General features: G+C 70.8%; 23 protein-coding genes and 1 riboswitch. Of the genes, 6 read left to right on the plus strand and 17 right to left on the minus strand.

Annotated elements, in window-relative coordinates:
- Positions 1-103: 103 nt before the first annotated feature.
- On the plus strand, positions 104-448 hold the full coding sequence (locus ABS41_RS02425; RefSeq protein ID WP_290590015.1) for a metalloregulator ArsR/SmtB family transcription factor: 345 nt from the start codon (positions 104-106) through the stop codon (positions 446-448).
- 17 nt (positions 449-465) lie between these two features.
- Here ABS41_RS02425 and tkt read toward each other — a convergent pair whose 3' ends face one another.
- The 8 genes from tkt to ABS41_RS02465 form a co-directional block, all read right to left on the minus strand.
- Positions 466-2469, minus strand: coding sequence for a transketolase (gene tkt, locus ABS41_RS02430; protein WP_290590018.1), 2004 nt, complete (start codon positions 2467-2469; stop codon positions 466-468).
- A 99-nt stretch (positions 2470-2568) separates the two neighbouring features.
- Positions 2569-3852: a dicarboxylate/amino acid:cation symporter gene (locus ABS41_RS02435; protein ID WP_290590021.1), complete on the minus strand. Its 1284-nt coding sequence runs from the start codon at positions 3850-3852 to the stop codon at positions 2569-2571.
- A gap of 61 nt (positions 3853-3913) precedes the next feature.
- Complete coding sequence (locus ABS41_RS02440; RefSeq protein ID WP_290590024.1) at positions 3914-5074, minus strand: EAL domain-containing protein; 1161 nt, start codon at positions 5072-5074, stop codon at positions 3914-3916.
- 70 nt (positions 5075-5144) lie between these two features.
- A complete protein-coding gene (gene pilQ, locus ABS41_RS02445; RefSeq protein ID WP_290590028.1) occupies positions 5145-7295 on the minus strand; it encodes a type IV pilus secretin PilQ in 2151 nt (716 codons plus the stop codon).
- Positions 7296-7310: 15 nt separating this feature from the next.
- Positions 7311-7823, minus strand: a complete 513-nt coding sequence (locus ABS41_RS02450; protein ID WP_290590148.1) for a pilus assembly protein PilP — start codon at positions 7821-7823, stop codon at positions 7311-7313.
- Positions 7824-7834: 11 nt separating this feature from the next.
- On the minus strand, positions 7835-8458 hold the full coding sequence (gene pilO, locus ABS41_RS02455; protein WP_290590031.1) for a type 4a pilus biogenesis protein PilO: 624 nt from the start codon (positions 8456-8458) through the stop codon (positions 7835-7837).
- Positions 8455-9039, minus strand: a complete 585-nt coding sequence (locus ABS41_RS02460) for a PilN domain-containing protein (RefSeq protein ID WP_290590034.1) — start codon at positions 9037-9039, stop codon at positions 8455-8457. Before ABS41_RS02460 ends, pilO begins: the two co-directional genes overlap by 4 nt.
- Entirely contained in the window at positions 9039-10097 is a 1059-nt protein-coding gene (locus ABS41_RS02465; RefSeq protein ID WP_290590037.1) for a pilus assembly protein PilM, read from the minus strand. The genes ABS41_RS02460 and ABS41_RS02465 overlap by 1 nt, the downstream gene beginning before the upstream one ends.
- A 243-nt stretch (positions 10098-10340) precedes the next feature.
- On the opposite strand from ABS41_RS02465, the gene ABS41_RS02470 reads away from it, so the two are divergent.
- Both ABS41_RS02470 and ABS41_RS02475 read left to right on the plus strand, forming a co-directional pair.
- Positions 10341-12794, plus strand: coding sequence for a penicillin-binding protein 1A (locus ABS41_RS02470; RefSeq protein WP_290590040.1), 2454 nt, complete (start codon positions 10341-10343; stop codon positions 12792-12794).
- Positions 12769-13389 carry a hypothetical protein gene (locus ABS41_RS02475; protein ID WP_290590044.1) on the plus strand — a complete coding sequence of 207 codons (621 nt, stop codon included), beginning with the start codon at positions 12769-12771 and terminating at the stop codon, positions 13387-13389. Before ABS41_RS02470 ends, ABS41_RS02475 begins: the two co-directional genes overlap by 26 nt.
- Positions 13390-13443: 54 nt before the next feature.
- Here ABS41_RS02475 and ABS41_RS02480 read toward each other — a convergent pair whose 3' ends face one another.
- The 9 genes from ABS41_RS02480 to ABS41_RS02520 all read right to left on the minus strand — a co-directional run bounded on the left by ABS41_RS02480 (position 13444) and on the right by ABS41_RS02520 (position 23016).
- A complete protein-coding gene (locus ABS41_RS02480; protein ID WP_290590047.1) occupies positions 13444-14733 on the minus strand; it encodes a citrate synthase in 1290 nt (429 codons plus the stop codon).
- A 237-nt stretch (positions 14734-14970) separates the two neighbouring features.
- A complete protein-coding gene (locus ABS41_RS02485; protein WP_290590050.1) occupies positions 14971-15213 on the minus strand; it encodes a type B 50S ribosomal protein L31 in 243 nt (80 codons plus the stop codon).
- Positions 15214-15296: 83 nt separating this feature from the next.
- Positions 15297-16229, minus strand: a complete 933-nt coding sequence (locus ABS41_RS02490) for a nucleoside hydrolase (RefSeq protein ID WP_290590053.1) — start codon at positions 16227-16229, stop codon at positions 15297-15299.
- A 33-nt stretch (positions 16230-16262) separates the two neighbouring features.
- A complete protein-coding gene (recG, locus tag ABS41_RS02495; RefSeq protein WP_290590056.1) occupies positions 16263-18386 on the minus strand; it encodes an ATP-dependent DNA helicase RecG in 2124 nt (707 codons plus the stop codon).
- Positions 18387-18389: 3 nt separating this feature from the next.
- Positions 18390-18773 (minus strand): RidA family protein, encoded by a 384-nt coding sequence (locus ABS41_RS02500; RefSeq protein ID WP_290590059.1) that lies wholly within the window; start codon positions 18771-18773, stop codon positions 18390-18392.
- Between the two features lie 64 nt (positions 18774-18837).
- Positions 18838-21009 carry a bifunctional (p)ppGpp synthetase/guanosine-3',5'-bis(diphosphate) 3'-pyrophosphohydrolase gene (locus ABS41_RS02505; RefSeq protein WP_290590062.1) on the minus strand — a complete coding sequence of 724 codons (2172 nt, stop codon included), beginning with the start codon at positions 21007-21009 and terminating at the stop codon, positions 18838-18840.
- A gap of 104 nt (positions 21010-21113) precedes the next feature.
- Positions 21114-21416 carry a DNA-directed RNA polymerase subunit omega gene (rpoZ, locus tag ABS41_RS02510; RefSeq protein ID WP_290590065.1) on the minus strand — a complete coding sequence of 101 codons (303 nt, stop codon included), beginning with the start codon at positions 21414-21416 and terminating at the stop codon, positions 21114-21116.
- A 119-nt stretch (positions 21417-21535) separates the two neighbouring features.
- Positions 21536-22147 carry a guanylate kinase gene (gmk, locus tag ABS41_RS02515; RefSeq protein ID WP_290590150.1) on the minus strand — a complete coding sequence of 204 codons (612 nt, stop codon included), beginning with the start codon at positions 22145-22147 and terminating at the stop codon, positions 21536-21538.
- Positions 22148-22152: 5 nt separating this feature from the next.
- Positions 22153-23016 carry a YicC/YloC family endoribonuclease gene (locus ABS41_RS02520; protein WP_290590068.1) on the minus strand — a complete coding sequence of 288 codons (864 nt, stop codon included), beginning with the start codon at positions 23014-23016 and terminating at the stop codon, positions 22153-22155.
- Between the two features lie 66 nt (positions 23017-23082).
- Between ABS41_RS02520 and rph the strand changes: the two genes are divergently transcribed.
- From rph to hemW, 3 genes are read left to right on the plus strand one after another with little or no spacing between them, the layout of a single operon-like run.
- Positions 23083-23811: a ribonuclease PH gene (rph, locus tag ABS41_RS02525; protein WP_290590071.1), complete on the plus strand. Its 729-nt coding sequence runs from the start codon at positions 23083-23085 to the stop codon at positions 23809-23811.
- A 3-nt stretch (positions 23812-23814) separates the two neighbouring features.
- Positions 23815-24405: an RdgB/HAM1 family non-canonical purine NTP pyrophosphatase gene (rdgB, locus tag ABS41_RS02530; protein WP_290590074.1), complete on the plus strand. Its 591-nt coding sequence runs from the start codon at positions 23815-23817 to the stop codon at positions 24403-24405.
- Complete coding sequence (gene hemW / locus ABS41_RS02535) at positions 24402-25562, plus strand: radical SAM family heme chaperone HemW (protein ID WP_290590078.1); 1161 nt, start codon at positions 24402-24404, stop codon at positions 25560-25562. Before rdgB ends, hemW begins: the two co-directional genes overlap by 4 nt.
- Before the next feature lie 28 nt (positions 25563-25590).
- Positions 25591-25775, plus strand: a riboswitch (cobalamin riboswitch).
- The last annotated feature ends 34 nt before the right edge of the window (positions 25776-25809 follow it).

Raw genomic sequence — 25809 nt, forward strand, 5'->3', positions numbered from 1 at the left:
GCATTGCTCCTTGGGGCTGGGGTCTGTGTATACATATACTCTAAATTAGTGATATCTTAATTAGATGTCTGGCATACTGTCAACAACCGCAAAGAGCCCGCCCATGAGCCCCCGCCCCCGCAAGTCGCCCGCCCCTGCCACGCCCTCGGCCCAGCTGATCGAATCGGCGTCGGAGGCCGCGGCCGAGCTGCTCAAGGCCATGGCCAACCCGCAGCGCCTGCGGGTGCTGTGCCTGCTGGTGGAAAGGGAGATGTCGGTGGGCGAGATCAACGCCCTGGTGCCGCTAAGCCAGTCGGCGCTGTCGCAGCACCTGGCGGTGCTGCGCGAGAAGAACCTGGTGAGCACGCGCCGCGAGGCGCAGACGGTCTACTACGCCGTGGCCGACGGCACGGTGCATGACGTGATCGAGGTGCTGCACAGGAACCTGTGCAGCCCTGCAACGGCCTGAGGAATCGCGGGCCTGGCTCAGCCCAGCGACTTGGCGGCGGCGACCACCGCGTCGGTGGTGATGCCGAAGTGCTGGTAGAGCTTGTCGGCCGGGGCCGACGCACCGAACTGGTCGATGCCGATGACGGCGCCATCCAGGCCCACGAACTGGCGCCAGTAGCCGGTGACGCCGGCCTCCACCGCCACGCGCTTGCGGCACCAGCCGGGCAGCACGCCCTCGCGCCACTCGATCGGCTGGCGGGCGAAGACCTCGGCGCAGGGCATGGACACCACGCGCGCGGCGATGCCCTCGGCGGCGAGGCGGCGCATGGCCTCCATCGCCAGCTCCACTTCCGAGCCGGTGGCCAGCAGGATCAGGTCGAACTTGCCTTCCGGCGGGTCGGAGAGCACGTAGCCGCCGCGGGCGATGTCGGCCAGCTGCTGCTCGCTGCGCGGCTGGTGCGCCAGGTTCTGGCGGCTGAAGACCAGGCAGCTCGGGCCGGCGCTGCGCTCGATCGCGGCCTGCCAGGCAATCGCCGACTCGACCGCGTCGCAGGGACGCCAGACGTCGTTGTTGGGGATGTAGCGCAGCGAGGCCAGGTGCTCGACCGGCTGGTGCGTCGGGCCGTCCTCGCCCAGGCCGATCGAGTCGTGGGTGAACACGTGGATGGCGCGGGTCGGGATCAGGGCCGACATGCGCAGGGCGTTGCGCGAATAGTCGGAGAACACCAGGAAGGTGGCGTCGTAGGGAATGAAGCCACCGTGCAGGGCCAGGCCGTTGCTGATGGCGCTCATGCCGAACTCGCGCACGCCGTAGTGCACGTAGTTGGCGTTGGCGTCGTCGGACGTGACCGACTTGCTGCCCTTCCAGAGCGTGAGGTTGGAGTGCGCCAGGTCGGCCGAACCGCCCACGAGCTCGGGCAGCAGCGGTCCGAAGGCGTCGAGCGCCATCTGCGAGGCCTTGCGCGAAGCCACCACCGGGCCTTCGAGCTGCAGCTTGCGGGCGTAGGCCAGGGCAGCGTCGGCGAAACCCTGCGGCAGCTCGCCGTGCGAGCGGCGCACGAGCTCGGAGGCCAGCTCCGGGTAGGCCTTGGCGTAGGCGTCGAACAGGCGGTTCCACTGTTCTTCGCGCACGATGCCGGCGTTGCCGGCGCGCCAGCCGTCGGCGATGGCGGCCGGGATCTCGAAGGGCGCGTGCGGCCAGCCCAGGGCGGCGCGGGTGGCGGCCACCTCGTCCTTGCCCAGGGGCGCGCCGTGGCTCGATTCCTTGCCGGCCTTGCCGGGCGAGCCGAAACCGATGGTGGTGCGGCAGCAGATCAGGGTGGGCTTGCCGGTCTCGGCCTGGGCGGTCTTGATGGCCTGGGTGATTTCGACCGGGTCATGGCCGTCCACCTTGCGGATGACCTGCCAGCCATAGGCCTCGAAGCGCGCCGCGGTGTCGTCGGTGAACCAGCCCGCGGTGTCGCCGTCGATGGAGATGCGGTTGTCGTCCCAGAACGCGATCAGCTTGCCCAGGCCCCAGGTGCCGGCCAGCGAGGCCGCCTCGTGCGAGACGCCCTCCATCAGGCAGCCATCGCCCAGGAACACCCAGGTGTGGTGGTCGACGACGTTGAATTCGGGGCGGTTGAAGCGCTGCGCGAGCAGCTTTTCGGCCAGCGCCATGCCCACGGCGTTGGCCAGGCCCTGGCCGAGCGGACCGGTGGTGGTCTCGACGCCCGGGGTGTGGCCGAACTCGGGGTGGCCGGCGGTCTTGCTGTGCAGCTGGCGGAAATTCTTCAGTTCCTGCAGCGGCAGGTCGTAGCCCGACAGGTGCAGCAGGCCGTAGATCAGCATCGAGCCGTGGCCGTTCGACAGCACGAAGCGGTCGCGGTTGAACCACTTGGGGTTGTTCGGGCTGTGGCTGTGGAAGTCGTTCCACAGCACCTCGGCGATGTCGGCCATGCCCATCGGCATGCCCGGGTGGCCGGACTTGGCGGCCTCGACCGCATCGATGGCGAGGAAACGCAGGGCGTTGGCGAGGTCGCGGCGGGAGGGCGTGGTCATCGGGGCGTCCAGGGCGTGGGGCCCGGGGCCGGGCCAACGGGGCGCTATTGTCGCCGACCCGGCCGCCGCTGTCGCGCTTGAACCCCGGCGGCGCGAGTGCTAGCCGGCGGCCCCGGCCTGGGACGGCGCTTCGGCCGGCTCACCCTCGCTGCGCCCGATCACCACCGAACCGACCATGTCGCCGCCCACGTTCACCACCGTGCGGCACATGTCGAGCAGGCGGTCGACGCCGAGGATCAGGCCGATGCCCTCGGGCGGGATGCCGAACATGGCCAGGATCATCGCGATCACCGGCAGCGAGCCGCCGGGCACGCCCGCCGCGCCGATGCCGCCGAGGATGCACAGCAGCAGGATGGTCACCTGCTGGAAGATCGTCAGCTCGACGCCGAAGAATTGCGCGAGGAACAGCACCGTCACGCCCTCGAACAGGGCCGTGCCGTTCATGTTGGCGGTGGCGCCGAGCGTGCAGACGAAGCGCGCGACGCGGCGCGGCACGCCCAGGCGCTGCTCGGTGACCGCCAGCGTGGTCGGCAGCGTGGCGCTGGACGAGGAGGTCGAGAAGGCGGTCAGCAGCGCCGGCTGGGCGCCGCGGAAGAAGGCCAGCGGCGACATGCCGCCGAACACCCGCAGCAGGATGGGGAATACCACGAAGAAATGGATGGCCAGCGCGGCCAGCACCGTGGCGACGAAGCGCGCCAGCTGCACCAGCACGTCGAAGCCGAGCTTGGCGGTGATCGAGAACAGCAGCGCGGCCACCGCGTAGGGCGCCAGGCGGATGGTCCAGTCGATGAGCTTGAGGCAGATGTCGTAAACGCCCTGTACGGCGGCGACGAAGGCCTTGGTGCCCTCGCTGCGGATGACGGTGGCGGCGATGCCGAACATCAGCGCGAAGAACATCACCGCGATCAGGTCGCCGTTGGCGGCCGACTGCACGGGATTGCGCGGCACGATGTTGAGCAGCACCGAGATGCCGGACACGCCCTCGCGGCTGGCGGCGATCTGCGAGGCGCGCTCACCGGTCTGCGCCATCAGCTCGGCGCCGAGCTCCGGCGGGATGCCGCGGCCGGGCTCGAGCAGGTTCACCATCACCAGGCCGATGCTCACCGCGACGGTGGTGACGACGAGGATCCAGGCGAGCGTCTTGCCGCCGATGCGGCCCAGCGAGCGCGGGTCGCCGATTTCCACCACGCCCAGGATCAGGGCCGAGAACACCAGCGGGATGACCAGCATGAAGAGCAGGCGCAGGAAGAGCTGGCCCACGGGGTCGGCGACGTAGAACACCAGCGCGTCGAGCCAGCCGGCGTCGGCGGCGAACAGGTTCGCGGCCAGGCCGAGGCTGGTGCCGGCGATGAAGCCGACCAGCATGCGGGTGTGCAGGGACATCTTCGGCATCCGGGGCTCCGCGCGTTTTTGCGTGAGCCCCAAGCTTACAACAGGCGCCGGATCAGTCCCCGGCCAGGATTTCCGGCAGCGGGCGCGGACGGCCGATGAGGTAGCCCTGGGCGTAGTGGCAGCCGAGCCGGCGCAGGGCCTCGAGCTGGGCCGTCGTTTCCACGCCCTCGACCACGATCTCGGCCGACAGGGCCCGGCCGAGCTGGACGATGGCCTCGACGACCGACATCGCGCGCGGGTCGGCGAGCATCTGCCGCGAGAATGCCTGGTCGATCTTGAGCACGTCGAAGTCCAGGCGGTGCAAGTGGGCCAGGTGCGAGTAGCCGGTGCCGAAGTCGTCCAGGGCCACCTTGATGCCATGGCCGTGGCAGAGCGCGATGACCTCGCGCACCAGTTCGTAGTCCAGCGCCTGGCTCTCGGTGATCTCGAGCTTGAGGCTGCCCCGCGGCAGGCGGGCGGCGTCGGCGCGTGCCACGATGCGTTCGACGAGGCCGGGATGGGCCAGCTGGCGGCCCGACACGTTCACGGCCACGAAGGGCGCGCCGCGGCCGGCGCGCACGAACGCGGCGACGGCCTCGCAGGCGGCATCCATCACGTACTCGCCCACCGGCACGATCAGGGAAGTTTCCTCGGCCAGGGCCACGAATTCGGCTGGCGAAATCGGACCTCGCTCGGGGTGGTTCCAGCGCACGAGGGCTTCATAGCCGGCGACGCGGTTTCGCGCCACGTCGAGCAGTGGCTGCAGGCCCAGCTCCAGGTGCCGTCCGGCCAGGGCCTCGCGCAGCTGCGACTCGAGCCTGATCCTGCCGATACCCTTTCGCTCGGTGGCCGAGGCGGGCAGCAGGCCTGGCTCCGTCGGCTGGCCCTGCAGCGCCGCCAGCGCGCCGCGGTAGCGCTTGAGCTGGCCCTCGAGCAGGGAGCGCACGATCGGGTCGGTCGCGGCGAGGCGCTCGGCGATCTGGCTGCGGTCGATGGGGAAGAGCACGCAGTCGCTGAGCGCGACGGCGGTGGCCGTGCGCGGCGAGTCATCGATCACCGCCATCTCGCCCAGCAGGTCGCCGGGCCCGAGCAGGCTCAGTACCCTGCGCTGGCCACCGTGGTGGGTTCGCACCTCAAGCGTGCCCTGCTCGACGAGATAGGCCGTGTCGGGCGGGTCGCCCTCGCGGAACAGCACCTGCCCCGCGTGCAGGCTGATTCTCAGTGGCGTGTCCATGTCCTGCCTGGTCAAACGAAACAGGGCCGCATTCGCGGCCCTGTCCGTGCAATCCGCAAGCCCCGTGGGCTCAGCGGTTCTTGGCCACCTGCAGCACGCGCGGGGTGACGAAGATCAGCAGCTCGGCCTTCTCGGCCGACTTGGAGCGGCTCTTGAACAGGTTGCCGACCACCGGCAGGTCGCCCAGGAAGGGCACCTTGCGCAGGTCGTCGCGGTTCTTGAACTCGTACACGCCGCCCACCACCACGGTCTGGCCGTTGTCGATCAGCACGGCGGTGCTGACCTCGCGACGGGCGATCTGCGGGATGAAGCCACCGGCCGGGTTGGCGATCAGCTCGCTGACCTCGTCCTTCTTCACCGCGAGGTTCAGGTAGACGCGGCCGTCCTGGGTGATGGTCGGGGTGACCTTGAGCTCAAGCAGCACTTCCTTGAACTCGACGGTCGCCTGGGCCACGGCACCCGGCGTGGTGGCCGGCTGGATGGTCAGGTAGGCCACTTCGTCGCCCTGGCGGATGATCGCCTCGCGCTGGTTGGCGGTGATCACGCGCGGGTTCGACACCACCTCGCCGCGACCCTCTTCCTCGAGGGCCGAGAGCTCGAGGTCGAGCACGATGTCCTGGCGCAGGATGCTCAGGTTGAACAGGCCGGCGGCCGGGTTGATCGGCAGACCCACCGAGAAACCGGAGTCGGTGGTGGTGCCGGTGGCGCCCGGGTCGATGCCGTTGCGGTCCTGCACGCCGAACTCCACGCCCAGCTCGCGGGCGAAGGTCTCGGTGGCGACGACGATGCGGGCCTCGATCAGCACCTGGTCGACCGGCCGGTCCAGCGTGGCCAGCAGGGTGCGGATCTCGTTGACCTTGCTCTGGGTGTCGATCAGCAGCAGGGTGTTGGTGCGGTTGTCGAAGCTGACGCTGCCGCGCGGGGAGAGGAAACCGCGGGTGGTTTGGCCACTGGTGCCACCGCCAGAGCCCTGGGCGCTCTTGCTGTCCTCGGTGAGCAGCTTGGCGATCTCTTCGGCATTGCCGTAGTTGATCGGGATGTACTCGGTGACAAGCGGCTCGCGCTCCTCGTTGGCGATGCGCGCGTCGGCCACCGCCTTCTCGAAGTCGGCGATTTCCTTCTGCGGCGCGACCCAGATGACGTTGCCGTCGCGGCGCTTGTCGAGCTGCTTGGCGCGCAGCACGATGTCCATCGCCTGGTCCCAGGGCACGTTGATCAGGCGCAGGGTGACGTTGCCCTGGACCGTGTCGGCGGCGACCACGTTCAGGCCCGACTCCTCGGCGATCAGCTGCAGCACCGTGCGCACCGGCACGTCCTGGAAGTTGAAGGTGACGGCGCGGCCGGAGTAGCGCTGGCCTTCCATGTCACCGGCCACCGCACCGGCGGCGCGGCCCGGGGCGCCGGCGACGACCGTACCGGGGGCGGCCCGCTTCGGGCTGACCTCGATCACGTACTCGTTGCCGGTCTGGTAGGCCATCGAATCGAAGGCACCGTTGGTGTTGATCACCAGGCGGGTGCTGCCGGCGTTGGCATTGGGCTCGAGGCTGCGCACCGGGGTGGCGAAATCGGTCACGTCCAGCTGCCGGCGCAGGTTCTCCGGGATGCTGGCATTGGCCACGTCGACCACGATGCGCGAACCCTCGTTGCGCATGTCGGCGGCGGCACCGTCGCCGTTGAAGCGAAGGACGACGCGGCCCGAGCCGTTCTCGCCGCGGCGGAAGTCGATGTTGGCGACCTCGAGCGAGGAAGCGACCTTCTTGGTCGGATCCGGGCCGGTGGCCAGGCTGCCCTGCTGGACGGCGCCGGCGTCGACCGTCAGCACCAGCAGGTTGCCGGCGCTGCGGGTGGTGTAGCCGGCGGGCCGGAACAGGTCCACCACCACGCGGGTGCGGCCACCGGCTTCCACGGCGGAAACCGCCGAGGTGGCGCCGCTGCCGATCACCACGCGGCGCTGGCTCAGGCCGTTGGTCGTGCCCGGCAGGTCGACCGCGATGCGCGGCGGCGTGTCGGTCGTGAAGGCCTGCACCTCGCCCACGGGCTCGGCGAACTCAAGGGTGATGTCGACCTTGCCCCCGGGGGCCGAGGCGTAGCGAACGTCCTGCAGGACGTTCTCCGCCATCGCCGACAGCGACGTCGCCAGGCCGACGGCGAGCGCTCCCATGGCCAGCACCCAGCGACGCTTGGTGCCCATCCCCTCGCCGATCGTTTTATTCGCGGTCATCGTGCATTCCCCTAATCAATTGTCTTCAAGGGCGATACGGGCCTGGCGTTCCAGCCAGCCGCCCGCCCCATCCGGAACGAGTTCGACAATCTCGATACGGTCTTCGGTGACCGCGGTGATGCGGCCGTCGTTGAGCCCCAAGTAGTTGCCCGGGCGCACGCGGTGCGTGACGCGGTCGGGCCCCATCACCAGGCCGATGACCCCTGGGCCGGAACCGATGGTGCCGACCATGTCCAGGCTGTCGAGCGGGAAGGCCTCGAGGACCTCCTTCCGGCGATTCGGATCCGGCCTCAGCTGGTTGCCGCCATCACGGTCGGCGCTGGGCTGGCTGAACGGGTCGCGCATGTCCTGCGCGGCGTATTCGAAGGTTTCGAACTGCTTCATCACCGGCAGCGGGTCGAGCGGCGGCGCCGGGCGCGCCTTGACCTCGGCCACCCAGGCCTCGAGGTCGCGGCTGCCGCGGGTGCAGGCCGAAAGCGACAGGACCACCGCCGCGACGAGCAGGCCGCTCATGGCTTTACGGGTCATGGACGGTGCCATCACTGGGAGCCTCCCGCGGCATTGGCTTCCTCGTCATCGAGGTAGCGATAGGTCTTGACCGTGCCCGACAGCACCAGGGTGCCGTCCTTGCCGGAGCGGGGTTCGAGCGAGATGTCGTGCATGGTCATGATGACCACGCGCGGCAGCGAGGCCACGCCGCTCACGAAGGCGCCGAACTGGTGGTAGGTGCCCACCATGCGCAGCTGGATCGGCTTCTCGGCGTAGAACTCGCGCTGGCTTTCGGCGCCGGGCTGGAACAGTTCGTTGGTGATGCCGGCGGCCAGGGCGGTCTGCGAGATGTCGACGATCAGGTCGGGCATCTCGTTCTTGCTCGGCAGCTGGCGCAGCATCTGCTGCAGCATCACTTCCATCTGGGCCAGCTGCTGCTTGAGCGGCTCGAGGTTCGCGGCGCGACCCTGCTTGCCCTGGAACTCCTCGCGCAGGGTGACCTCGGTGGCCTCCTCGGACTGCAGCATGATGCGCTTGTCGCTGACGAACAGGTACCAGGAGATACCAACGATCACCAGCACCAGCAGCACGCAGGCGGCGGCCTTGATCTGCAGCGGCCAGGCGCCGGCGTTGTTGAAGTCGAGGTTACGCAGGTCGACGTTCTTGCTGCTCATCGGGCACCTCCCGCGACTTCGGCGGCGGCATCATCCTGCTTGGGCGTCACCAGCCTGACCTTCAGGGAGAAGGCGTTGGGCAGGCCCCGGTCGTCGCCCTTGGCCTCGATGATCGACAGGTCGGGGTTGGCCATCCAGCCCGACTCCTCCAGGTTGCGCATGTAGGAGCTCACGCGGGCGTTGGACTGGGCCTGGCCCTCGAGGGTCAGCACCGCGCCGGCCTGCTTGATGGTGTTGAGCTTGACGCCCTCGGGGATGGTGCGCACCAGCTGGTCGAACAGGTGCACCATCTGCGAACGGCTGGCCTGCAGCTCTTCGATCACCTGCTTGCGGGCAAGCAGGTTGGCCTTCTTCTTGTCGAGGGCCTCGATTTCCTTGATCTGCGCGTCCACGAGCTTGATCTGGTCGCGCAGGTACTGGTTGCGGTTCTGCTGACCTTCGATCTGGCCGTTGTAGTACGACACGATCATGAAGCTGATGAGCAGGCCCGCCGCGCCGGCGAGGCCCAGCATGGTGACGAATTCCTTCTGGCGCAGCTTGCGCCGCTCTGCGCGCCAGGGAAGCAGGTTGATTCTGGCCATCAGTCGAAGCTCCTCAGGGCCAGGCCGCAGGCGATCATCAGCGCCGGGGCGTCCTGCGCCAGGGCATGCGCCTGGACACGGGGGCCGAGCGCCATGTTGGCGAGCGGGTTAGCGATCACGGTCGGGACGCCCAGCTGTTCCTCGACCAGGTTGGCGATGCCGGCGATCGAGGCGCAGCCGCCGGCCAGGACCACCTGGTCGACGCGGTTGAAGTCCGAACCGGCGTAGAAGAACTGCAGCAGGCGGCTGACCTGCTGGACCAGCGCCTCCTTGAACGGCTCGAGCACCTCGACCTCGTAGCTCTCGGGCAGGCCGCCCTGGCGCTTGGCCAGGCCCGCCTCGTCGTAGCTCAGGCCGTAGCGGCGCATGACCTCGTCGGTCAGCTGCTTGCCGCCGAAGACCTGCTCGCGGGTGTAGATGCTGCGCTGCGAGCGCAGCACGTTGAGCGTGGTCATGGTGGCGCCGATGTCCACCAGGGCGACGATCGCGTCCTTGGGCACCGACAGCTGGTCGGCGACCAGCTTGAAGGCGTTTTCCATCGCGAAGGCCTCGACGTCGACGACCTTGGCGGTGAGGCCACCGAGCTCGAGCGCCGACTGGCGCAGCTCGACGTTCTCGGTGCGCGAGGCCGCCAGCATCACCTGCACCATCTCCGGGTTGTTCGGCACCGGGCCGATGACCTCGAAGTCGAGGCTCACCTCGTCGATGGGGTACGGGATGTAGTTCGAGGCCTCGAGCTGGACCTGGTCCTCGAGCGAGTCCTCGTCGAGGTCGCCCTGGATCGGGATGATCTTGGTGATCACCGAGGAGCCCGAGACCGCGGCCGCGGCGTGCTTGGCCTTGGTGCCCGAGCGGGCCACCGCGCGCTTGATCGCCTCGCCGACGGCCTCGACCTCGACGATGTTCTTCTCGACCACGGCATTGGGTGGCAGGGGTTCGACCGCGTAGTGCTCAACGCGATACCGCCCGCCGGACTCGGTGAGCTGAAGTAGCTTGACGGCGGTGGAACTGATGTCCAGGCCGACCAGCGGTGTCTTGGCATTTCCGAAAAGACCCACGGTTTCTCCCCTTCCGACGGGCGCTTACACACGAATGGTGCGCCATTACATTAAATAACGAAAATTTCCCAAATGGCAATGCCCCCCTGTCCGGACACCCCTGGCCCCGCCTGAGCCACCCCGCGCTTCCCCTTCATAGACGCAATCCGGGCTCGGACCCGGACGAACGACCCAAGGCGGCTCCCCTGCCCACGTTCTATACTCCCTGCCCCATGTCGATGTAAACCTCGGGAGAGGCCCTGGATGGCCCGATTCAAACGCCTGCTGCGCCGGGCACTGATCCTTTTCGCCGGCCTTGGCCTGCTGGGCATCGCCACCCTGGGCATCCTGTACTGGCTGATCTCGCCCCGGCTCCCGGACGTCCAGGAGCTGCGCAACGTGCAGCTGCAGGTGCCGCTGTCGATCTACACCCGCGACGGCCGCCTGATCTCGGTCATCGGTGAGACCCGGCGCTTCCCGGTCGACATCGAGGACGTGCCGCTGCAGGTCAAGCAGACCTTCATCGCCATCGAGGACGCCCGCTTCTACGACCACCCGGGCGTGGACTGGCGCGGCATCGCCCGCGCGGTGTGGCTGCTGGCCACCACCGACGACCAGCGCGTGCCCGGCGGCAGCACCATCACCCAGCAGGTGGCCCGGCAGTTCTTCCTGAGCACGGAGTATTCCTACACCCGCAAGCTCACCGAGATCTTCCTGGCGCTGAAGATGGAGCGCGAGCTGAGCAAGGACGAGATCCTCGAGCTCTACCTCAACAAGAGCTTCTTCGGGAACCGCGCCTACGGCATCGCCGCCGCCGCCGAGTACTACTACGGCAAACCGCTCGACCAGCTCAGCCTGGCCGAGGCGGCCACCCTGGCCTCGATCCCGAAGTTCCCTTCCAGCGGCAACCCGATCATCAACCCCGAGCGCGCGCTGGTGCGCCGCAACTACGTGCTCCAGCGCATGCGCGAGGAGGGGATGATCAGCGAGGCGCAGGAGCAGGCGGCGCGCGCCGAGCCGATGAACGCCAGCCCGCACGAGCCGAAGATCGAGGTCGAGGCGCCGTACGTGGCCGAGATGGTGCGTGCCGAGATGGAGCAGCGCTTCGGTGCCGAAGCCACCACCAGCGGCCTGAGCGTCTACACCACGCTCGACGGCGACGACCAGATGGCGGCCGTGCGCTCGCTGCAGGCCGGCCTGCTCGAATACGACCGCCGCCACGGCTACCGCGGGCCGGAGGCCCAGTTCGACATCCCGGCGGACGAGCCGGCCTCGGAGATGCGCAAGCGCCTGCGCGCCCACCCCACCCTGGGCAACCTGCAGGCCGCGCTCGTGACCGGCACCGAAGGCGAGCGCGCCCTGCTGCTGACCGCCGCCGGCAACGCGCTCGAGCTCGACGCCGAGGCCAGCCGCTGGACCCGCAAGACCCCGGCCCAGCTGCTCAAGCGCGGCGACGTGGTGCGGCTCTCGCTCGACGCCGAAAGCGGCAAGCTGCGCCTGGCGCAGATCCCCGCCGCCCAGGCCGCGCTGGTGTCGCTGCAGCCCGAGGACGGCGCGGTGCGCGCCCTGGTCGGCGGCTTCAGCTTCGGCCTCAACAAGTTCAACCGCGCCACCCAGGCCCAGCGCCTGCCGGGCTCGAGCTTCAAGCCCTTCGTCTACGCCGCCTCGTTCGAGCGCGGCTTCTCGCCGGCCAGCATCGTGCTCGATGCGCCGGTGGTGTTTCGCGACCGCGCCGGCAACGTCTGGCGGCCGCAGAACGACGCCGGCAACTTCGCCGGCCCGATGCGCCTGCGCGAGGCGATGGTGCAGTCGCGCAACCTGGTGTCGGTGCGCCTGCTCGACGCCATCGGCGTCGACTTCGCCAGCCGCTACATCACCCAGTTCGGCTTCAGCCAGGAGAGCCTGCCGCCGAACCTGTCGATGTCGCTGGGCACGTCCTCGCTCACGCCGATGTCGATCGCCCGCGGCTACACGGTGTTCACCAACGGCGGTTACCTCGTCGACCCGTGGTTCATCGACCGCGTGCTCGACCGCAACGGCCAGGTGATCAGCCAGCACGTGCCGGTGCGCGCCTGCGCCAGCTGCGGCAGCGGCACCGCGCCGGGTGCCGGCAATGCCCCGACCGTGGTCGACGGCTTCGACTTCGGTCCCTCGCAGGCCGCCGCTTCCACCGCGGCCACCACCGCCGAGGCCGCGCCCGCACAGGAGCCCGACGGCCAGTGGACGCCGGCCCCGCGCGCCATCGACGAGCGCACCGCCTTCCTGGTGCATTCGATGCTGCTCGACGTGGTCAACCGCGGCACCGGCGCCTCGGCCAAGGTCATCGGCCGCAGCGACCTGGGCGGCAAGACCGGCTCGACCAACGACTACCGCGACGCCTGGTTCTCGGGCTTCGGCGGCGACCTGGTCACCACCGTCTGGGTGGGCAAGGACGACTTCTCCAGCCTCGGCCGCGGTGAGTACGGCGGCCGCGCGGCGCTGCCGATCTGGATCGGCTACATGGGCGCCGCGCTCAAGGACGTGCCCCTGCACGAGCCGGCGGTGCCCTCGGGCGTGCTCACCGTGTCGGTGGACGCCAGCTCGGGACGCCTGGTGCCGGAAGGCACGCCCGGCAGCGTGCGCGACTTCGTCAAGCGCGAGGACTACGAGCGCATGAGCGCGGCCGGCTTCGACGAGGAGCCGGCGCTGAGCAATGAAGAGGCGTTCGACATCTTCTGAGGCCCGCGGCCCGCGCCTGGCCCGGCAGCGCGTGGCCGCGGAAGCGGCCCGGCTGCTGGCCCTGCACGGCGGCGACCTGCCCGAGGCGCGCCGCAAGGCGGCCGCGAAGCTGGGCATCCGCGACCCGGCGTCCCTGCCCGGCCGCGAGGACATCCTCGAGGCCCTGCACGCGCACCAGCGCCTGTTCGGCGGTGCCGCCACCGATCACCTGGCGCGGCTGCGCCGGGCGGCGCTGGAGGCGATGGACTTCTTCGCGGCCTTCGGTCCGCGCCTGGCCGGACCCGTGCTCGACGGCAGCGCCGGCGCCAGCGACCCGGTGCAACTGCACCTGCATAGCGACGACCCCGACGCCGTGGCGCGCCTGCTGGCCGATCGCGGCGCGCCGGCCGACCAGTCCACCCGTCGCCTGCGCCTCGCCGGCGGCGAAACCGCCACCCTGCCCTGCTGGGAGCTGCTGGCCGACGGCCTGCCCTTCGAGCTGTGGGTGCTGCCGGCGCAGGCCGCGCGCCACCCGCCGCGCGACCCGCTCGGCGAGGGCCCGATGCCCCGCGCCGGCCGCGCCGCCCTGGCGCGCCTGCTCGACGCCGGGGCCTGAAAAGCGGACGCCCCGCGCGGGGCGGGGCGTCCGTGGGCAGCCCGGGGGCGCGGATCAGCGCTTGGCCAGTTCCACGTAGTTGCGGCTGGCCGCGCCGGTGTAGATCTGGCGCGGACGGCCGATCTTGGCTTCCGGGTCGGTCTGCTGCTCGAGCCAGTGCGACACCCAGCCGGCGGTGCGGGCGATGGCGAACATCACCGTGAACATCTCGGTCGGGATGCCCAGCGCCTTGTAGATGATGCCCGAGTAGAAGTCGACGTTCGGGTAGAGCTTGCGCTGCACGAAGTACTCGTCCTTGAGCGCGGCCTCCTCCAGGCGCATCGCCACTTCCAGCAGCGGGTCGTCCACGCCGAGCTCGTTGAGCACCTGGTGGCACATCTCGCGGATGATCGTCGCGCGCGGGTCGAAGTTCTTGTACACGCGGTGGCCGAAGCCCATCAGGCGGAAGCCCGAGTTCTTGTCCTTGGCGCGGTCGACGGCCTTGGACACGTCCTGCGGGCGACCGATCTCGGCCAGCATCTTGAGCACCGCCTCGTTGGCGCCGCCGTGCGCCGGGCCCCACAGCGCCGCCACGCCCGCGGCGACGCAGGCGTAGGGGTTGGCGCCGGTGGAACCGACCAGGCGCACCGTCGAGGTCGAGGCGTTCTGCTCGTGGTCGGCGTGCAGGATGAACAGCAGGTCCAGCGCCTTGGCGGCCACCGGCTTGAGCTGCAGCGGGCCCGAGGGCACCTCGAACATCATGTGCAGGAAGCGCTCGACGTACTCGAGGTTGTTGCGCGGGTAGCGGATCGGCCAGCCGATCGAGTGGCGGTAGCAGGCGGCGGCGATGGTCGGCACCTTCGCCAGCAGGCGGATGGCGGCCAGGCGGCGCTGCTCCGGGTCCTCGAGGTCGAGGGTGTCGTGGTAGAAGGCCGCGAGCGAGCCGACCATGCCGCACAGCATCGCCATCGGGTGGGCGTCGTGGCGGAAGCCGTGCAGGAAGCTCTTGAAGGCCTCGTGCATCATCGTGTGGTGGGTGACCTCGTGCTCGAACTTGCCGAACTGCGCCTCGTTGGGCAGTTCGCCGTTCATGAGCAGGTAGCTCACTTCCAGGAAGCTCGAGTGCTTGGCCAGCTGCTCGATCGGGTAGCCGCGGTAGAGCAGCACGCCCTCGTCGCCGTCGATGTAGGTCACCGCGCTGCGGCAGCTGGCGGTCGCCACGAAGCCGGGATCGTAGGTGAAAAGGCCGGTTTCCTTCGGCAGCCGGGTGATGTCGACGCAGGGCGCACCGAGGGTGCCCTGGTGGACGGGAAGCTCGACGTTCTTGCCGGCGGCGTTGAGCACGACGCTCTTGTTGTCGGACACGGGCGGACTCCTTTCAGGGATGCGCGGGTCGCGGTCCGGGAAGGTCCCGGCGCGGGCCCGCCATGAAAATCGGAAAGCGCCGCCCGGGGGCGGTCACCATCCGCCGAAGTATCGCATGGCCCGCCGGCGAAGTCAGTGACGCCGCCCCCGCGCGCGACGCCACCGCTGCAACGCAAAAGGCCACCCGGGAGGGTGGCCTTTCGTGGACCGGGGCCGGCGGGCGGCCCGGTGCGGCGCTTACTTGGCGTAGCGCTTGCGGAAGCGGTCGACGCGGCCGCCGGTGTCCATGACCTTCTGCTTGCCGGTGTAGAACGGGTGCGAGGCCGAGCTGATGTCGATCTTGATCAGCGGGTACTCGTTGCCGTCTTCCCACTTCACCGTCTCCTTGCTCGAGAGGGTGGAACGGGTGAGGAAAGCGAAGTCGGAGGACAGGTCCTGGAAGACGACTTCTTTGTAGTTCGGGTGGATGTCGGCCTTCATGGCTGGTGGCTCCGCCGTTGATTCGTAGGGAAAGACCGGAATTATAGGCCGGATCCGGCAGCCGGGGCAAGCCGCCCGGCGGTTCAGGCGCCCAGGGCGGCCCGGACCCGGGCCTCGAAGGCGGCCTGGTCGTAGTCGAGCACGATCCGGGCATTGTCCGGCCGGCCGCTGCGGCGCTGCCAGTCCACCACGGTGGCGCCGCGGCTGTGCCGGCCCTCGAGTTCGACCGCCAGCGGGCGGTCCTCGGCCCGACGGATGCCTTCCGGGGCCAGGGCCGCCGCCATGGCCAGGGCGTCGGCGCTGTGCCAGCGGTCGCCCCGGCGGTCGGCCGACCATCGCCGGGTGTAGGCCGAGATGGCGTCGTAGAAGCGCCCCCGGGCGTCGCCCGCGGCCAGCCAGGCATCGACGTCGGTGTGCAGGAAGCCGTGCCGCAGCACCGCCTCCCAGTCCACCACCTCGGCCTTGGGGAAGGCGCGGAAGACGATGTCGGCCGCCTCCGGGTCGAAGGCGATGTTGAATTCGGCCGGCACCGAGGTGTTGCCCTGCCCCGTCACCGCGCCGCCCATCACCACCAGGCGGCCCACGCGCGAAGGCAGGTCCGGGTCGAGCCGCAGGGCCAGGGCCAGGTTGGTCAGCGGCCCGAGCGTGACCAGCAGCAGCCGGCCCGCGTGTTCGCGGGCGATGCGCGAGATGGCGAGCGCGGCGTGCTCGGCCACGGGCTGGCGCGGCGACGGCGCGTAGCCGGTGTCGCCGAAGCCGTCCTTGCCGTGCACGTAGGCGGCGTCGGCGGCCGGGTGCAGCAGCGGCACCGGGCAGCCCGGGTGCACCGGCACGTCCACGCCGGCCACGTCGCAGAGCTTGAGCGCGTTGGCCACGGTGTGGTCGAGGCCGACGTTGCCGGCGGTGATGGTCAGGGCCTGCAGCGCGTGGCGCTTGTCGTCGAAGGCCATGAGCAGGGCCAGGGCGTCGTCCACGCCCGGGTCGGTGTCGATCAGCAGCGGGATGCGGTTGTCCATCGGGGGATTATCCCCGAATCGCCCGGCGCGGGCTCAGGCGCCGGCGAAGCGCGCGGCGCCGCCCACCCAGCGCGCCACCACGCGGCCGGCGAGGGCCGGGTCGCTGGCCAGCAGCGCGTCGGCGGCGCGGTGCACGGCCGGCAGCAGGTCGGCGTCGCGGACCAGGTCGGCGACGCGGAAGCTGGCCAGGCCGGTCTGGCGGGTACCCAGCAGCTCGCCCGGGCCGCGCAGCTCCAGGTCCTTCTCGGCGATCACGAAGCCGTCGGTGGTGGCGCGCATCACCTCCAGGCGCTCGCGCGCCAGCGCCGACAGCGGCGGCTTGTACATCAGCACGCAGCTCGAAGCGGCGGCGCCGCGGCCGACGCGCCCGCGCAGCTGGTGCAGCTGGGCCAGGCCCAGGCGCTCGGCGTTCTCGATGATCATCAGGCTGGCGTTGGGCACGTCCACGCCCACCTCGATGACGGTGGTGGCCACCAGCAGATGCAGCTCGCCGGCCTTGAAGCGCGCCATCACCGCCTGTTTCTCCGCCGGCTTCATCCGGCCGTGCAGCAGGCCCAGGCGCAGCCCCGGCAGCGCTTCGCCGAGCTGCTCGAAGGTGGTCTGCGCGGCCTGGGCCTCGACCTCCTCGCTGTCCTCGATCAGCGTGCACACCCAGTAGGCCTGGCGGCCCTCGGCGCAGGCGGCGCGGATGCGCTCGACCACCTCGCCGCGGCGCTCGCCGCTGACCGCCACCGTGGTCACCGGCGTGCGCCCGGGCGGCATTTCGTCGATCACCGACACGTCCAGGTCCGCGTAGGCCGACATCGCCAGCGTGCGCGGGATGGGCGTGGCGGTCATCACCAGCTGGTGCGGCACCTGGCTGCCGGACAGGCCCTTGTCGCGCAGCGCCAGGCGCTGGTGCACGCCGAAGCGGTGCTGCTCGTCGACGATGGCCAGGGCCAGCGCCGCGAACGCGACCTTCTCCTGCATCAGCGCGTGCGTGCCCACCACCACCTGGGCGCGGCCGAGCGCGATGTCCTCCAGCGCCGCGGCGCGCGCCTTGCCGGTGACCTTGCCGGCCAGCCAGGCCACGCGCAGGCCCAGCGGCTCGAGCCAGGCGCGGAAATTATTGAAGTGCTGCTCGGCCAGCAGCTCGGTCGGCGCCATCAGCGCCACCTGCCGCCCGGCCTCGACCGCGTTGGCCGCGGCCAGCGCCGCCACCACGGTCTTGCCGCTGCCGACGTCGCCCTGCACCAGGCGCAGCATCGGCTCGGGCCGGGCCATGTCGCGGGCCACCTCGTCGAGCACCCGCTGCTGCGCGCCGGTGAGCGCGAACGGCAGGCGCTTGCGCAGCGCGGCCGCCAGCTTGCCCGGCGGCCGCACCGGCATCGCGCCGTGCTCGCGCAGGGCGATGCGCTGGCGGCGCAGGCTCAGGTGGTGGGCCAGCAGCTCCTCCAGCGCCAGCCGCCGCTGCGCCGGATGGCGGCCGGCGGCGAACAGCGCCAGGTCGGTGTCGGGCGGTGGCCGGTGCGCGGTGAGCAGGGCTTCGCGCAGCGTCGGCAGGCCCATCGCCTCGCGCGTGCCGGCGGGCAGCAGTTCCAGGGTTTCGGCCGGCGGCAGGCGCTCGAGCGCGGCGCCGACCAACTTGGCCACGGTGGCCGGACCCAGGCCTTCGATGGTCGGGTAGACCGGGTCGAGCCGGTCGCGCGGCGCGGCGTCCGCCTCGTCGGACAGCAGGCGATAGCTGGGGTGGACCATCTCCAGGCCGTGCTGGCCCGGCCGCACCTCGCCGTAGCAAAGGATGCGCCGGCCCGGCACGAACTGCGCGACCTGCGCCTTGCCGAAATGGAAGAAGCGCAGCACCAGCGTGCCGCGCGACTCGTCGCCCACCGCCACGCGCAGCATCGGCCGGTAGCGGAAGCTGCGCTCGACCGCCTCCACCCGCGCCTCCACCTGCGCCGGGAGGCCCGGCCTCAGGTCGGCGATGGCGGTGATGCGGGTGCGGTCCTCGTAGCGCAGCGGCAGGTGCAGCCACAGGCCCTGCAGGGTTTCGAGCCCGCGCGCGGCGAGCTTGTCGGCCACCTTGGGGCCGACGCCGGGCAGCGCCGACACCGGCGCGTCGCCGCTGGCATCAAGCCGGGGCGCCGGGGCGTCGCGGCGTCGCGGCGGCCGCGCCATGGTTCAGCCGGTGACCATCACCGCGTCCACCTCGACGCGCGCACCCTTGGGCAGGCCCGACACCTGGATGGTGGAGCGCGCCGGGTACGGGGCCTGGAAGTAGTCGGCCATCACCGCGTTCACCGCGGCGAAATCGGACAGGTCGGTGAGGTAGATGCCGATGCGCACGATGTCGTCCAGGGAACCACCGGCGGCCTCGCTGACCGCGCGCAGGTTGTCGAACACGCGCCGCGCCTCGGTGGCGATGTCGGCGCTCACCAGTTCGCCGCTGGCCGGGTCGAGCGGGATCTGGCCAGAGAAATACACGGTGTCGCCGGCGCGCACGGCCTGCGAGTACGGGCCGATGGCGGCCGGGGCGCGGTCGGTCTGGATGGCTTGGCGGGGCATGGCGGTGCTCTTGGAGGGGCCTGCCCCATTGTAGGAGGCGCGGGCGAGCGCCCGCCAGCGGCGCTCAGAGGCGCTGCACGCCGTGCACCACGCCGAGCCGGCGGATGCGCCGGATCACGTCGGCCAGGTGCTTGCGATGGCGCACCTCGATGGCGAACTCCATCACCGACACCGCCAGGTCGCGCTCGCGGTATTCGACCGCGTCGATGTTGGAATTGCTCTCGGCCACGGCCGCCGCCACCTGGGCCAGCACGCCGGGCTTGTTCTCGACCTCGATGCGCAGCGCCACGCGGTAGTCGCCCTCGACGTTGCGGTCCCAGGCCATGGGCACGCAGCGCTCGGGGAACTTGCGGTACTCGGCCACGTTCGGGCAGTCCATGCGGTGCACCACCACGCCCTTGCCGGCGCTGAGGTAACCCATGATCTCGTCGCCCGGGATCGGGTGGCAGCAGACGGCGAAGCTGAGCACGCCGCGTTCGGTGCCGGTGATCATGATGCGCTCGCTCGGCGCCACCGGCGGGGCCTCGGCGGCCTGCTCCGACTCCTCGCCGTGCACCATCATCCGCGCCACCTGCGCCGGCATGCGGTTGCCCAGGGCGATGTCGGCCAGCAGCTCCTCCAGTCGCCGGTAGCGCAGCTCGGCCAGGAGCTGCTCGATGCGCTGCGGCGGCAGGCGGTCGAGCGAGCACTCCATCGCCTCGAGCGCGCGGTCGAGCATGCGGTGGCCCAGGTCGACGGCATCTTCGTGCTCGAGGCGCTTGAGGAAATGGCGGATGGCGGTGCGCGCCTTGCTCGAGACCACGTACTCGAGCCACTGCGGGCCCGGCGAGGCCGAAGGCGCGGTGATGACCTCCACGCTCTGGCCGCTGGCGAGCTTGGTGCGCAGCGGCACCAGCTTGCGGTCCACGCGCGCGGCCACCGCGTGGTTGCCCACGTCGGTGTGCACGGCATAGGCGAAGTCGAGCGCGGTGGCGTTGCGCGGCAGCGCCATGATGTCGCCCTTGGGCGTGAACAGGTAGACCTCGTCCGGGAACAGGTCGACCTTCACGTTCTCGAGGAATTCCAGCGACGAGCCCGCCGCCTGCTGGGTGTCCATCAGGTTGCGGATCCAGTCCTGGGCGCGCACCTGGGCGGCGCTGCTGCCGGTGCCGGCGGCCTTGTAGAGCCAGTGCGCGGCCACGCCGCGTTCGGCCACCAGGTCCATTTCCTCGGTGCGGATCTGCACTTCCACCGGCGCGCCATACGGGCCGAACAGCACCGTGTGCAGGCTCTGGTAGCCGTTGGCCTTGGGAATGGCGATGAAGTCGCGGAAGCGGCCGTCGAGCGGCTTGTACACGGAATGCACCGCGCCGAGCGCGTGGTAGCACTGCATCACGCCCGGCACCACGATGCGGAAGCCGAACACGTCGAGCACCTGCTCGAGGCTCTTCTGCTCCTGCTTCATCTTGGTGTAGATGCTCCAGGGCGACTTCACCCGGCTCACCAGCGTGTGCGGCAGCTGCTCCTGGGCCAGGCGCTGGGCCAGCTGGGCCTCGACCGTGGCCAGGGCCTCGCGGCGCATCACCGGCTGCGAGGCGATGCGGCGGGAGATGACCGCGTGGCGCTTGGGATAAAGCGCGCGGAAGCCCAGGTCCTGCAGCTCGGCCTTGAACTTGTTCATGCCCAGGCGCTGGGCGATGGGCGCGTAGATCTCCAGCGTCTCGCGGGCGATGCGGCGGCGCGACTCGGCGGCCATCGAATCGAGCGTGCGCATGTTGTGCAGGCGGTCGGCCAGCTTGATCAGGATGACGCGCAGGTCGCGCGCCATCGCCAGCATCATCTTGCGGAAGCTCTCGGCGGCGGCTTCCTGGCGGTCGCGGAACTGCAGCTTGTCGAGCTTGGTGACGCCGTCGACCAGCTCGGCCACGGCCGGGCTGAACTCGCGTTCGATCTCGCTGCGCGGCAGCGGCGTGTCCTCGAGCGCGTCGTGCAGGATGGCGGCGCACAGGGTCTCGGCATCGAGCCGCAGCTCGGCGAGCAGTCCGGCCACGGCCACCGGATGGGTGATGTAGGCCTCGCCGGACTTGCGCAGCTGGCCCTCGTGGGCCCGGGCGCCGACCTCGTAGGCCCGCCGGACGGCGGCCACCTGGTCGGGCGGGAGGTATTCCGACAGCTTCAGCTCGAGCGAGCGCACGGCGTCCGGACAGGGGTCCGGGCACGGATTCTCCGCCAGCCTTGGCTTGGAAAAAGAGGACATGCCGGCAGACTACGCGGGCGATTGCAGGGCATCAATGCCGCTGCCGGGGCCCCGCCGTCGCGGCGGGACCGGGTGCAGGGCCGGCCGGGCCGGCCCGCGGTGGATCAGAGGTCGTCGCCGCCCTTGGACAAGTCGTCGTCGACGACTTCGGCGGCGGCCCACTCCAGGGCCTCGCGCTCGGCGCGCTCGCGCTCGGCCTTCTCGACTTCGTCGATCAGGGCCTGGTCGACGCGGCGGGCGGCGATTTCACGCAGGGCCAGCACGGTCGGCTTGTCCTGGTTCTCGGAGTTGTCCAGGGCGGGCTCGACGCCCTTGGCCAGCTGGCGGGCGCGCTTGGACGCCATCAGGACCAGCTCGAAGCGGTTGTCCACGACGGACAGGCAGTCTTCCACGGTGATGCGGGCCATGAGCTCTCCTCGGCCGTGGCTGCCCGGCCGGGGCAACCACGCAAAATCAATGAGTTACGCGAACCGCGCATTTTACCCCCGGGCCCGCCCGGGTGCAAACGCGCCGGGCCGGGCCGGCTTCAGGCCAGCAGGTCGCGGATCAGGGCCTCGTGGCGTTCGGCCTGGGCCGCCCGGCGCAGGCGGTGGGCCACGAAGATGGCCCGCAGCTCGGCCGCGGCGGCGTCGAAGTGCTCGTTGACGATGACGTAGTCGAACTCGTCGTAATGGCTCATCTCCTCGCGGGCGGCGGCCAGCCGGCGGGCGATGACCTCCTCGCTGTCCTGGCCGCGGTTGCGCATGCGGGTCTGCAGGGCGTCGCGCGAAGGCGGCAGGATGAACACGCTGATGCAGTCCGGCACCTGCTCGCGCACCTGGCGGGCGCCCTGCCAGTCGATCTCCAGCAGCACGTCCTTGCCGGCCGCCAGCTGGGGCTCCACCGACTGCCGGGCCGTGCCCTTGTAGTCGCCATGCACCAGGGCGTGCTCGAAGAACTCGCCCCGGGCCACCATGGCCTCGAACTCCTCGCGGGCCACGAAGTGGTAGTGCTGGGCATGGCGCTCGCCCGGCCGCGGCGCGCGCGAAGTGAAGGAGATCGACAGGGCGATGCCCGGCTCCTTGGCCAGCACGGCGTTGACCAGGCTGGACTTGCCGGCGCCCGAGGGCGCGGCGACGACGAAAAGGGTTCCGCGGATGGTCTTCATTCGAGGTTCTGGACTTGTTCGCGCAGCTGTTCGATCAGCACCTTGAGCTCGACCGCGGCCTGGGTGGTGCGCTGGTCCACCGACTTCGAGCCCAGGGTATTGGCCTCGCGGTTGAACTCCTGCATCAGGAAGTCCAGGCGCCGGCCCACGGCCTCGGGCAGGGCCAGCACGCGGCGGGCCTCGGAAACATGGCTGGCGAGGCGGTCGAGCTCCTCGTCCACGTCGATCTTCTGCAGGCCCAGCACGATTTCCTGCTCGAGCCGGCCCGGCTCGAGCGGCTGCTTGAGGTCGGCCAGGCGGGCGTCGAGGCGGGCGCGCAGGCCGGCGCGGATCTCCGGCAGCCAGCCGCGTACCTGGGTGGTGATGGCCTCGATGCCGTCCAGGCGCTCGACCATCACCGCGGCCAGCTTGGCGCCCTCGCGCTCGCGGGCGGCGACGAACTCGGCCAGGGTCTGCTCCAGCAGTTCCAGCGCCTCGGCCTGCAGCCCGGCCTGGTCCAGGCCGTCCTCCTCGACCACGCCGGGATAGCGCAGCAGTTCGATGAAGTCGGTGCGCAGGCCAGGGAAGCGCTGGTCGGCGGACTGGGCCGCGGCGGCGAGCTGGTCGAGCAGCGGCTGGTTCAGGCGCAGGCCGGCGCGGGCGCCGGCGGCGGGGCGGAAGCGCAGCACCAGGTCGACCTTGCCGCGCGAGACCAGGCGCGACACGCGCTCGCGCAGCGCCGGCTCGATCGCGCGCAGCTCCTCCGGCGTGCGCACCACCAGTTCGTGGAAGCGGTGGTTGACGGCGCGCAGCTCGCAGGCCAGCTGGCCGCCGGTGGCGGCGCGCTCGCAGGCGGCGAAGGCGGTCATGCTGCGGATCATGGGCTCGGCCGGTGGGAAAGAGCCCGAATGGTAATCTAGCCGGCCGTTTCTTGCCGGACCCCATCCATGACCGTCTCCAACCGCCCCAGCGGCCGCGCCCACGATGAACTGCGCCCGGTGCGCATCGAGCGCAACTTCACCCGCCACGCGGAGGGTTCGGTGCTGGTGAGCTTCGGCGACACCCGCGTGCTGTGCACCGCCAGCGTCGAGGCGCGCGTGCCCGCCTTCCTGCGCGGCAAGGGCGAGGGCTGGGTGACGGCCGAATACGGCATGCTCCCGCGCGCCACCAACACCCGCAACGACCGCGAGGCCGCGCGCGGCAAGCAGGGCGGCCGCACGCTGGAGATCCAGCGCCTGGTCGGCCGCTCGCTGCGCGCCTGCGTGGACCGCAAGGCCCTGGGCGAGCGCACCATCACGCTCGACTGCGACGTGATCCAGGCCGACGGCGGCACCCGCTGCGCGGCCATCACCGGCGCCTACGTGGCGCTGTGCGACGCGGTGAACTGGCTCAAGGCCCGCGGCGAGATCACCCGCGACCCGGTCATCGGCGCGGTGGCCGCGGTGTCGGTGGGCATCTGGCAGGGCCAGCCGGTGCTCGACCTCGACTACCGCGAGGACAGCGGCTGCGACACCGACATGAACGTGGTGATGAACGACGGCGGCGGCTTCATCGAACTCCAGGGCACCGCCGAAGGCCACGCCTTCCGCCGCGACGAACTCGGGGCCCTGCTCGCCCTCGCCGAAAAAGGCGTCGGCGAACTCATCGCCCTGCAGCGCGCCTCGCTGGCGGGCTGATCCATGCAAAGGCTGGTGCTGGCCACCTCGAACCAGGGCAAGCTGGCGGAGCTGCGGCCGCTGATGGCCGACGCCGGCTATGCGCTGGTGGCGCAGGGCGAGCTGGGCGTGGGCGATGCGGTCGAGGACGGGCGCACCTTCGTCGAGAACGCCATCCTCAAGGCGCGCCACGCCTGCGCCGCCACCGGCCTGCCGGCCCTGGCCGATGACTCGGGCCTGGTGGTGGACGCGCTCGGCGGCGCGCCCGGCCTGCTCAGCGCGCGCTACGCCGGCGTGCACGGCGACTCGGCCGCCAACATCGCCAAGCTGCTCGCCGCCCTGCACCACGTGCCGGGCGAGGCGCGCAGCGCGCACTTCTACTGCGTGCTGGTGCTGCTGCGCCACGCCGACGACCCGCAGCCGCTCATCGCCGAAGGCAGCTGGCAGGGCCGCATCCTCGGCGCCCCGCGCGGCGACGGCGGCTTCGGCTACGACCCGGTGTTCCTCGACACCGCGCGCGGCCTGTCCGCGGCCGAGCTCGACGCCGCCACCAAGAACCGCATCAGCCACCGCGGCCAGGCCCTGGCCCGCCTGCGCGAGCTGCTGGGCGCGTGAGCCTGCTGGTCCCGCCGCCGCTGTCGCTGTACATCCACATCCCGTGGTGCGTGAAGAAATGTCCGTACTGCGACTTCAACTCGCACGGGCAAAGCGGCGAGCTGCCGGTGCGCGAGTACCTCGCCGCGCTGGTGCGCGACCTCGAGCAGGACCTGCCGCTGGTGTGGGGCCGCACCGTGCACAGCGTCTTCTTCGGCGGCGGCACGCCCAGCCTCTTTCCGCCGGAAGCCATCGGCGACATCCTGGCCGCCTGCAGCGCGCGCCTGCGCTTCGCCCCGGCCGCCGAAGTCACGATGGAGTGCAACCCCGGCACCGCCGAGTTCGGCCGCTTCGAAGGCTATCGCGCTGCCGGCGTGAACCGCGTCAGCTTCGGCATCCAGAGCTTCGACGACGGCTGCCTGCAGCGCCTGGGCCGCATCCACGACAGCAACGAGGCCGAGCGCGCGGTCAAGCTGGCCCAGGACGCCGGGCTCGACAACCTCAACCTCGACCTGATGTACGCCCTGCCCGGCCAGGACCTGGCCATGGCCCTGCACGACGTCGAACGCGCCATCGCCCTGCAGCCGGCGCACCTGTCGCACTACCAGCTGACGATGGAGCCCAACACCGCCTTCGCCGCGCGCCCGCCGGAAGGCCTGCCCGACGAGGACACCGCCTGGGACATCCAGGAGCGCTGCATCGAGGCCATGGCCGCCGCCGGCTACGCCCAGTACGAGGTCAGCGCCTACGCCCGCCCGGGCCGGCAGTGCGCGCACAACCTCAACTACTGGCGCTTCGGCGACTACCTGGGCATCGGCGCCGGCGCCCACGGCAAGATCAGCCTCGGCGCCACCGGCGAGGTGCGCCGGCGCTGGAAGCTGAAGAACCCGCGCGACTACCTCGCCCAGGCCGGCGCCCCGCGCGGCCTCGGCGGCGACGACCCGATCGCGCCCCGGAACCTGCCCTTCGACTACATGCTCAACGCCCTGCGCCTGGTCGAGGGCTTCGACCTGGCCGACTTCGAGTCGCGCACCGGCCTGCCGCGCGAGGCCATCGCCGGCGAACTGGCCAGCGCCCGCGAGCGCGGCTGGCTCGAGGCCGAGGGCACGCACTGGCGCCCCACCGAGCTCGGTCGCCGCTTCACCAACGATGTCATCGGCCTGTTCCTGCGCGACTGAGGCACTCGCGGCGGCGCCCGCCTTCATCTAGACTTCACCCGCCCCTGGTGCTCGGGAAGCCGGTCTGAATCCGGCGCTGCCCCCGCAACGGTAGGCCAGCAAAACCTTCCAGTTCAGCCACTGTGCCCCCGGGCATGGGAAGGCGGAAGGCCGGCGCGACGCCCGTCGCGCCACTGGCAAGCCCGGAGACCGGCCGGGGGCTGGCGGGCCGGTTTGCACCGGTCGCCACCACGGCACGTCGCGGAGG

The sequence above is a fragment of the Arenimonas sp. SCN 70-307 genome (assembly GCF_001724815.1).
Classification (GTDB): domain Bacteria; phylum Pseudomonadota; class Gammaproteobacteria; order Xanthomonadales; family Xanthomonadaceae; genus Arenimonas.

Bases quoted from the DNA above. Each gene is read 5' to 3' on its own strand.
- ABS41_RS02425 (WP_290590015.1), top strand. From the start codon at position 104: ATGAGCCCCCGCCCCCGCAAGTCGCCCGCCCCTGCCACGCCCTCGGCC.
- tkt (WP_290590018.1), bottom strand. From the start codon at position 2,469: ATGACCACGCCCTCCCGCCGCGACCTCGCCAACGCCCTGCGTTTCCTC.
- ABS41_RS02435 (WP_290590021.1), bottom strand. From the start codon at position 3,852: ATGTCCCTGCACACCCGCATGCTGGTCGGCTTCATCGCCGGCACCAGC.
- ABS41_RS02440 (WP_290590024.1), bottom strand. From the start codon at position 5,074: ATGGACACGCCACTGAGAATCAGCCTGCACGCGGGGCAGGTGCTGTTC.
- pilQ (WP_290590028.1), bottom strand. From the start codon at position 7,295: ATGACCGCGAATAAAACGATCGGCGAGGGGATGGGCACCAAGCGTCGC.
- ABS41_RS02450 (WP_290590148.1), bottom strand. From the start codon at position 7,823: ATGACCCGTAAAGCCATGAGCGGCCTGCTCGTCGCGGCGGTGGTCCTG.
- pilO (WP_290590031.1), bottom strand. From the start codon at position 8,458: ATGAGCAGCAAGAACGTCGACCTGCGTAACCTCGACTTCAACAACGCC.
- ABS41_RS02460 (WP_290590034.1), bottom strand. From the start codon at position 9,039: ATGGCCAGAATCAACCTGCTTCCCTGGCGCGCAGAGCGGCGCAAGCTG.
- ABS41_RS02470 (WP_290590040.1), top strand. From the start codon at position 10,341: ATGGCCCGATTCAAACGCCTGCTGCGCCGGGCACTGATCCTTTTCGCC.
- ABS41_RS02475 (WP_290590044.1), top strand. From the start codon at position 12,769: ATGAAGAGGCGTTCGACATCTTCTGAGGCCCGCGGCCCGCGCCTGGCC.
- ABS41_RS02485 (WP_290590050.1), bottom strand. From the start codon at position 15,213: ATGAAGGCCGACATCCACCCGAACTACAAAGAAGTCGTCTTCCAGGAC.
- ABS41_RS02490 (WP_290590053.1), bottom strand. From the start codon at position 16,229: ATGGACAACCGCATCCCGCTGCTGATCGACACCGACCCGGGCGTGGAC.
- recG (WP_290590056.1), bottom strand. From the start codon at position 18,386: ATGGCGCGGCCGCCGCGACGCCGCGACGCCCCGGCGCCCCGGCTTGAT.
- ABS41_RS02500 (WP_290590059.1), bottom strand. From the start codon at position 18,773: ATGCCCCGCCAAGCCATCCAGACCGACCGCGCCCCGGCCGCCATCGGC.
- ABS41_RS02505 (WP_290590062.1), bottom strand. From the start codon at position 21,009: ATGTCCTCTTTTTCCAAGCCAAGGCTGGCGGAGAATCCGTGCCCGGAC.
- rpoZ (WP_290590065.1), bottom strand. From the start codon at position 21,416: ATGGCCCGCATCACCGTGGAAGACTGCCTGTCCGTCGTGGACAACCGC.
- ABS41_RS02520 (WP_290590068.1), bottom strand. From the start codon at position 23,016: ATGATCCGCAGCATGACCGCCTTCGCCGCCTGCGAGCGCGCCGCCACC.
- rph (WP_290590071.1), top strand. From the start codon at position 23,083: ATGACCGTCTCCAACCGCCCCAGCGGCCGCGCCCACGATGAACTGCGC.
- rdgB (WP_290590074.1), top strand. From the start codon at position 23,815: ATGCAAAGGCTGGTGCTGGCCACCTCGAACCAGGGCAAGCTGGCGGAG.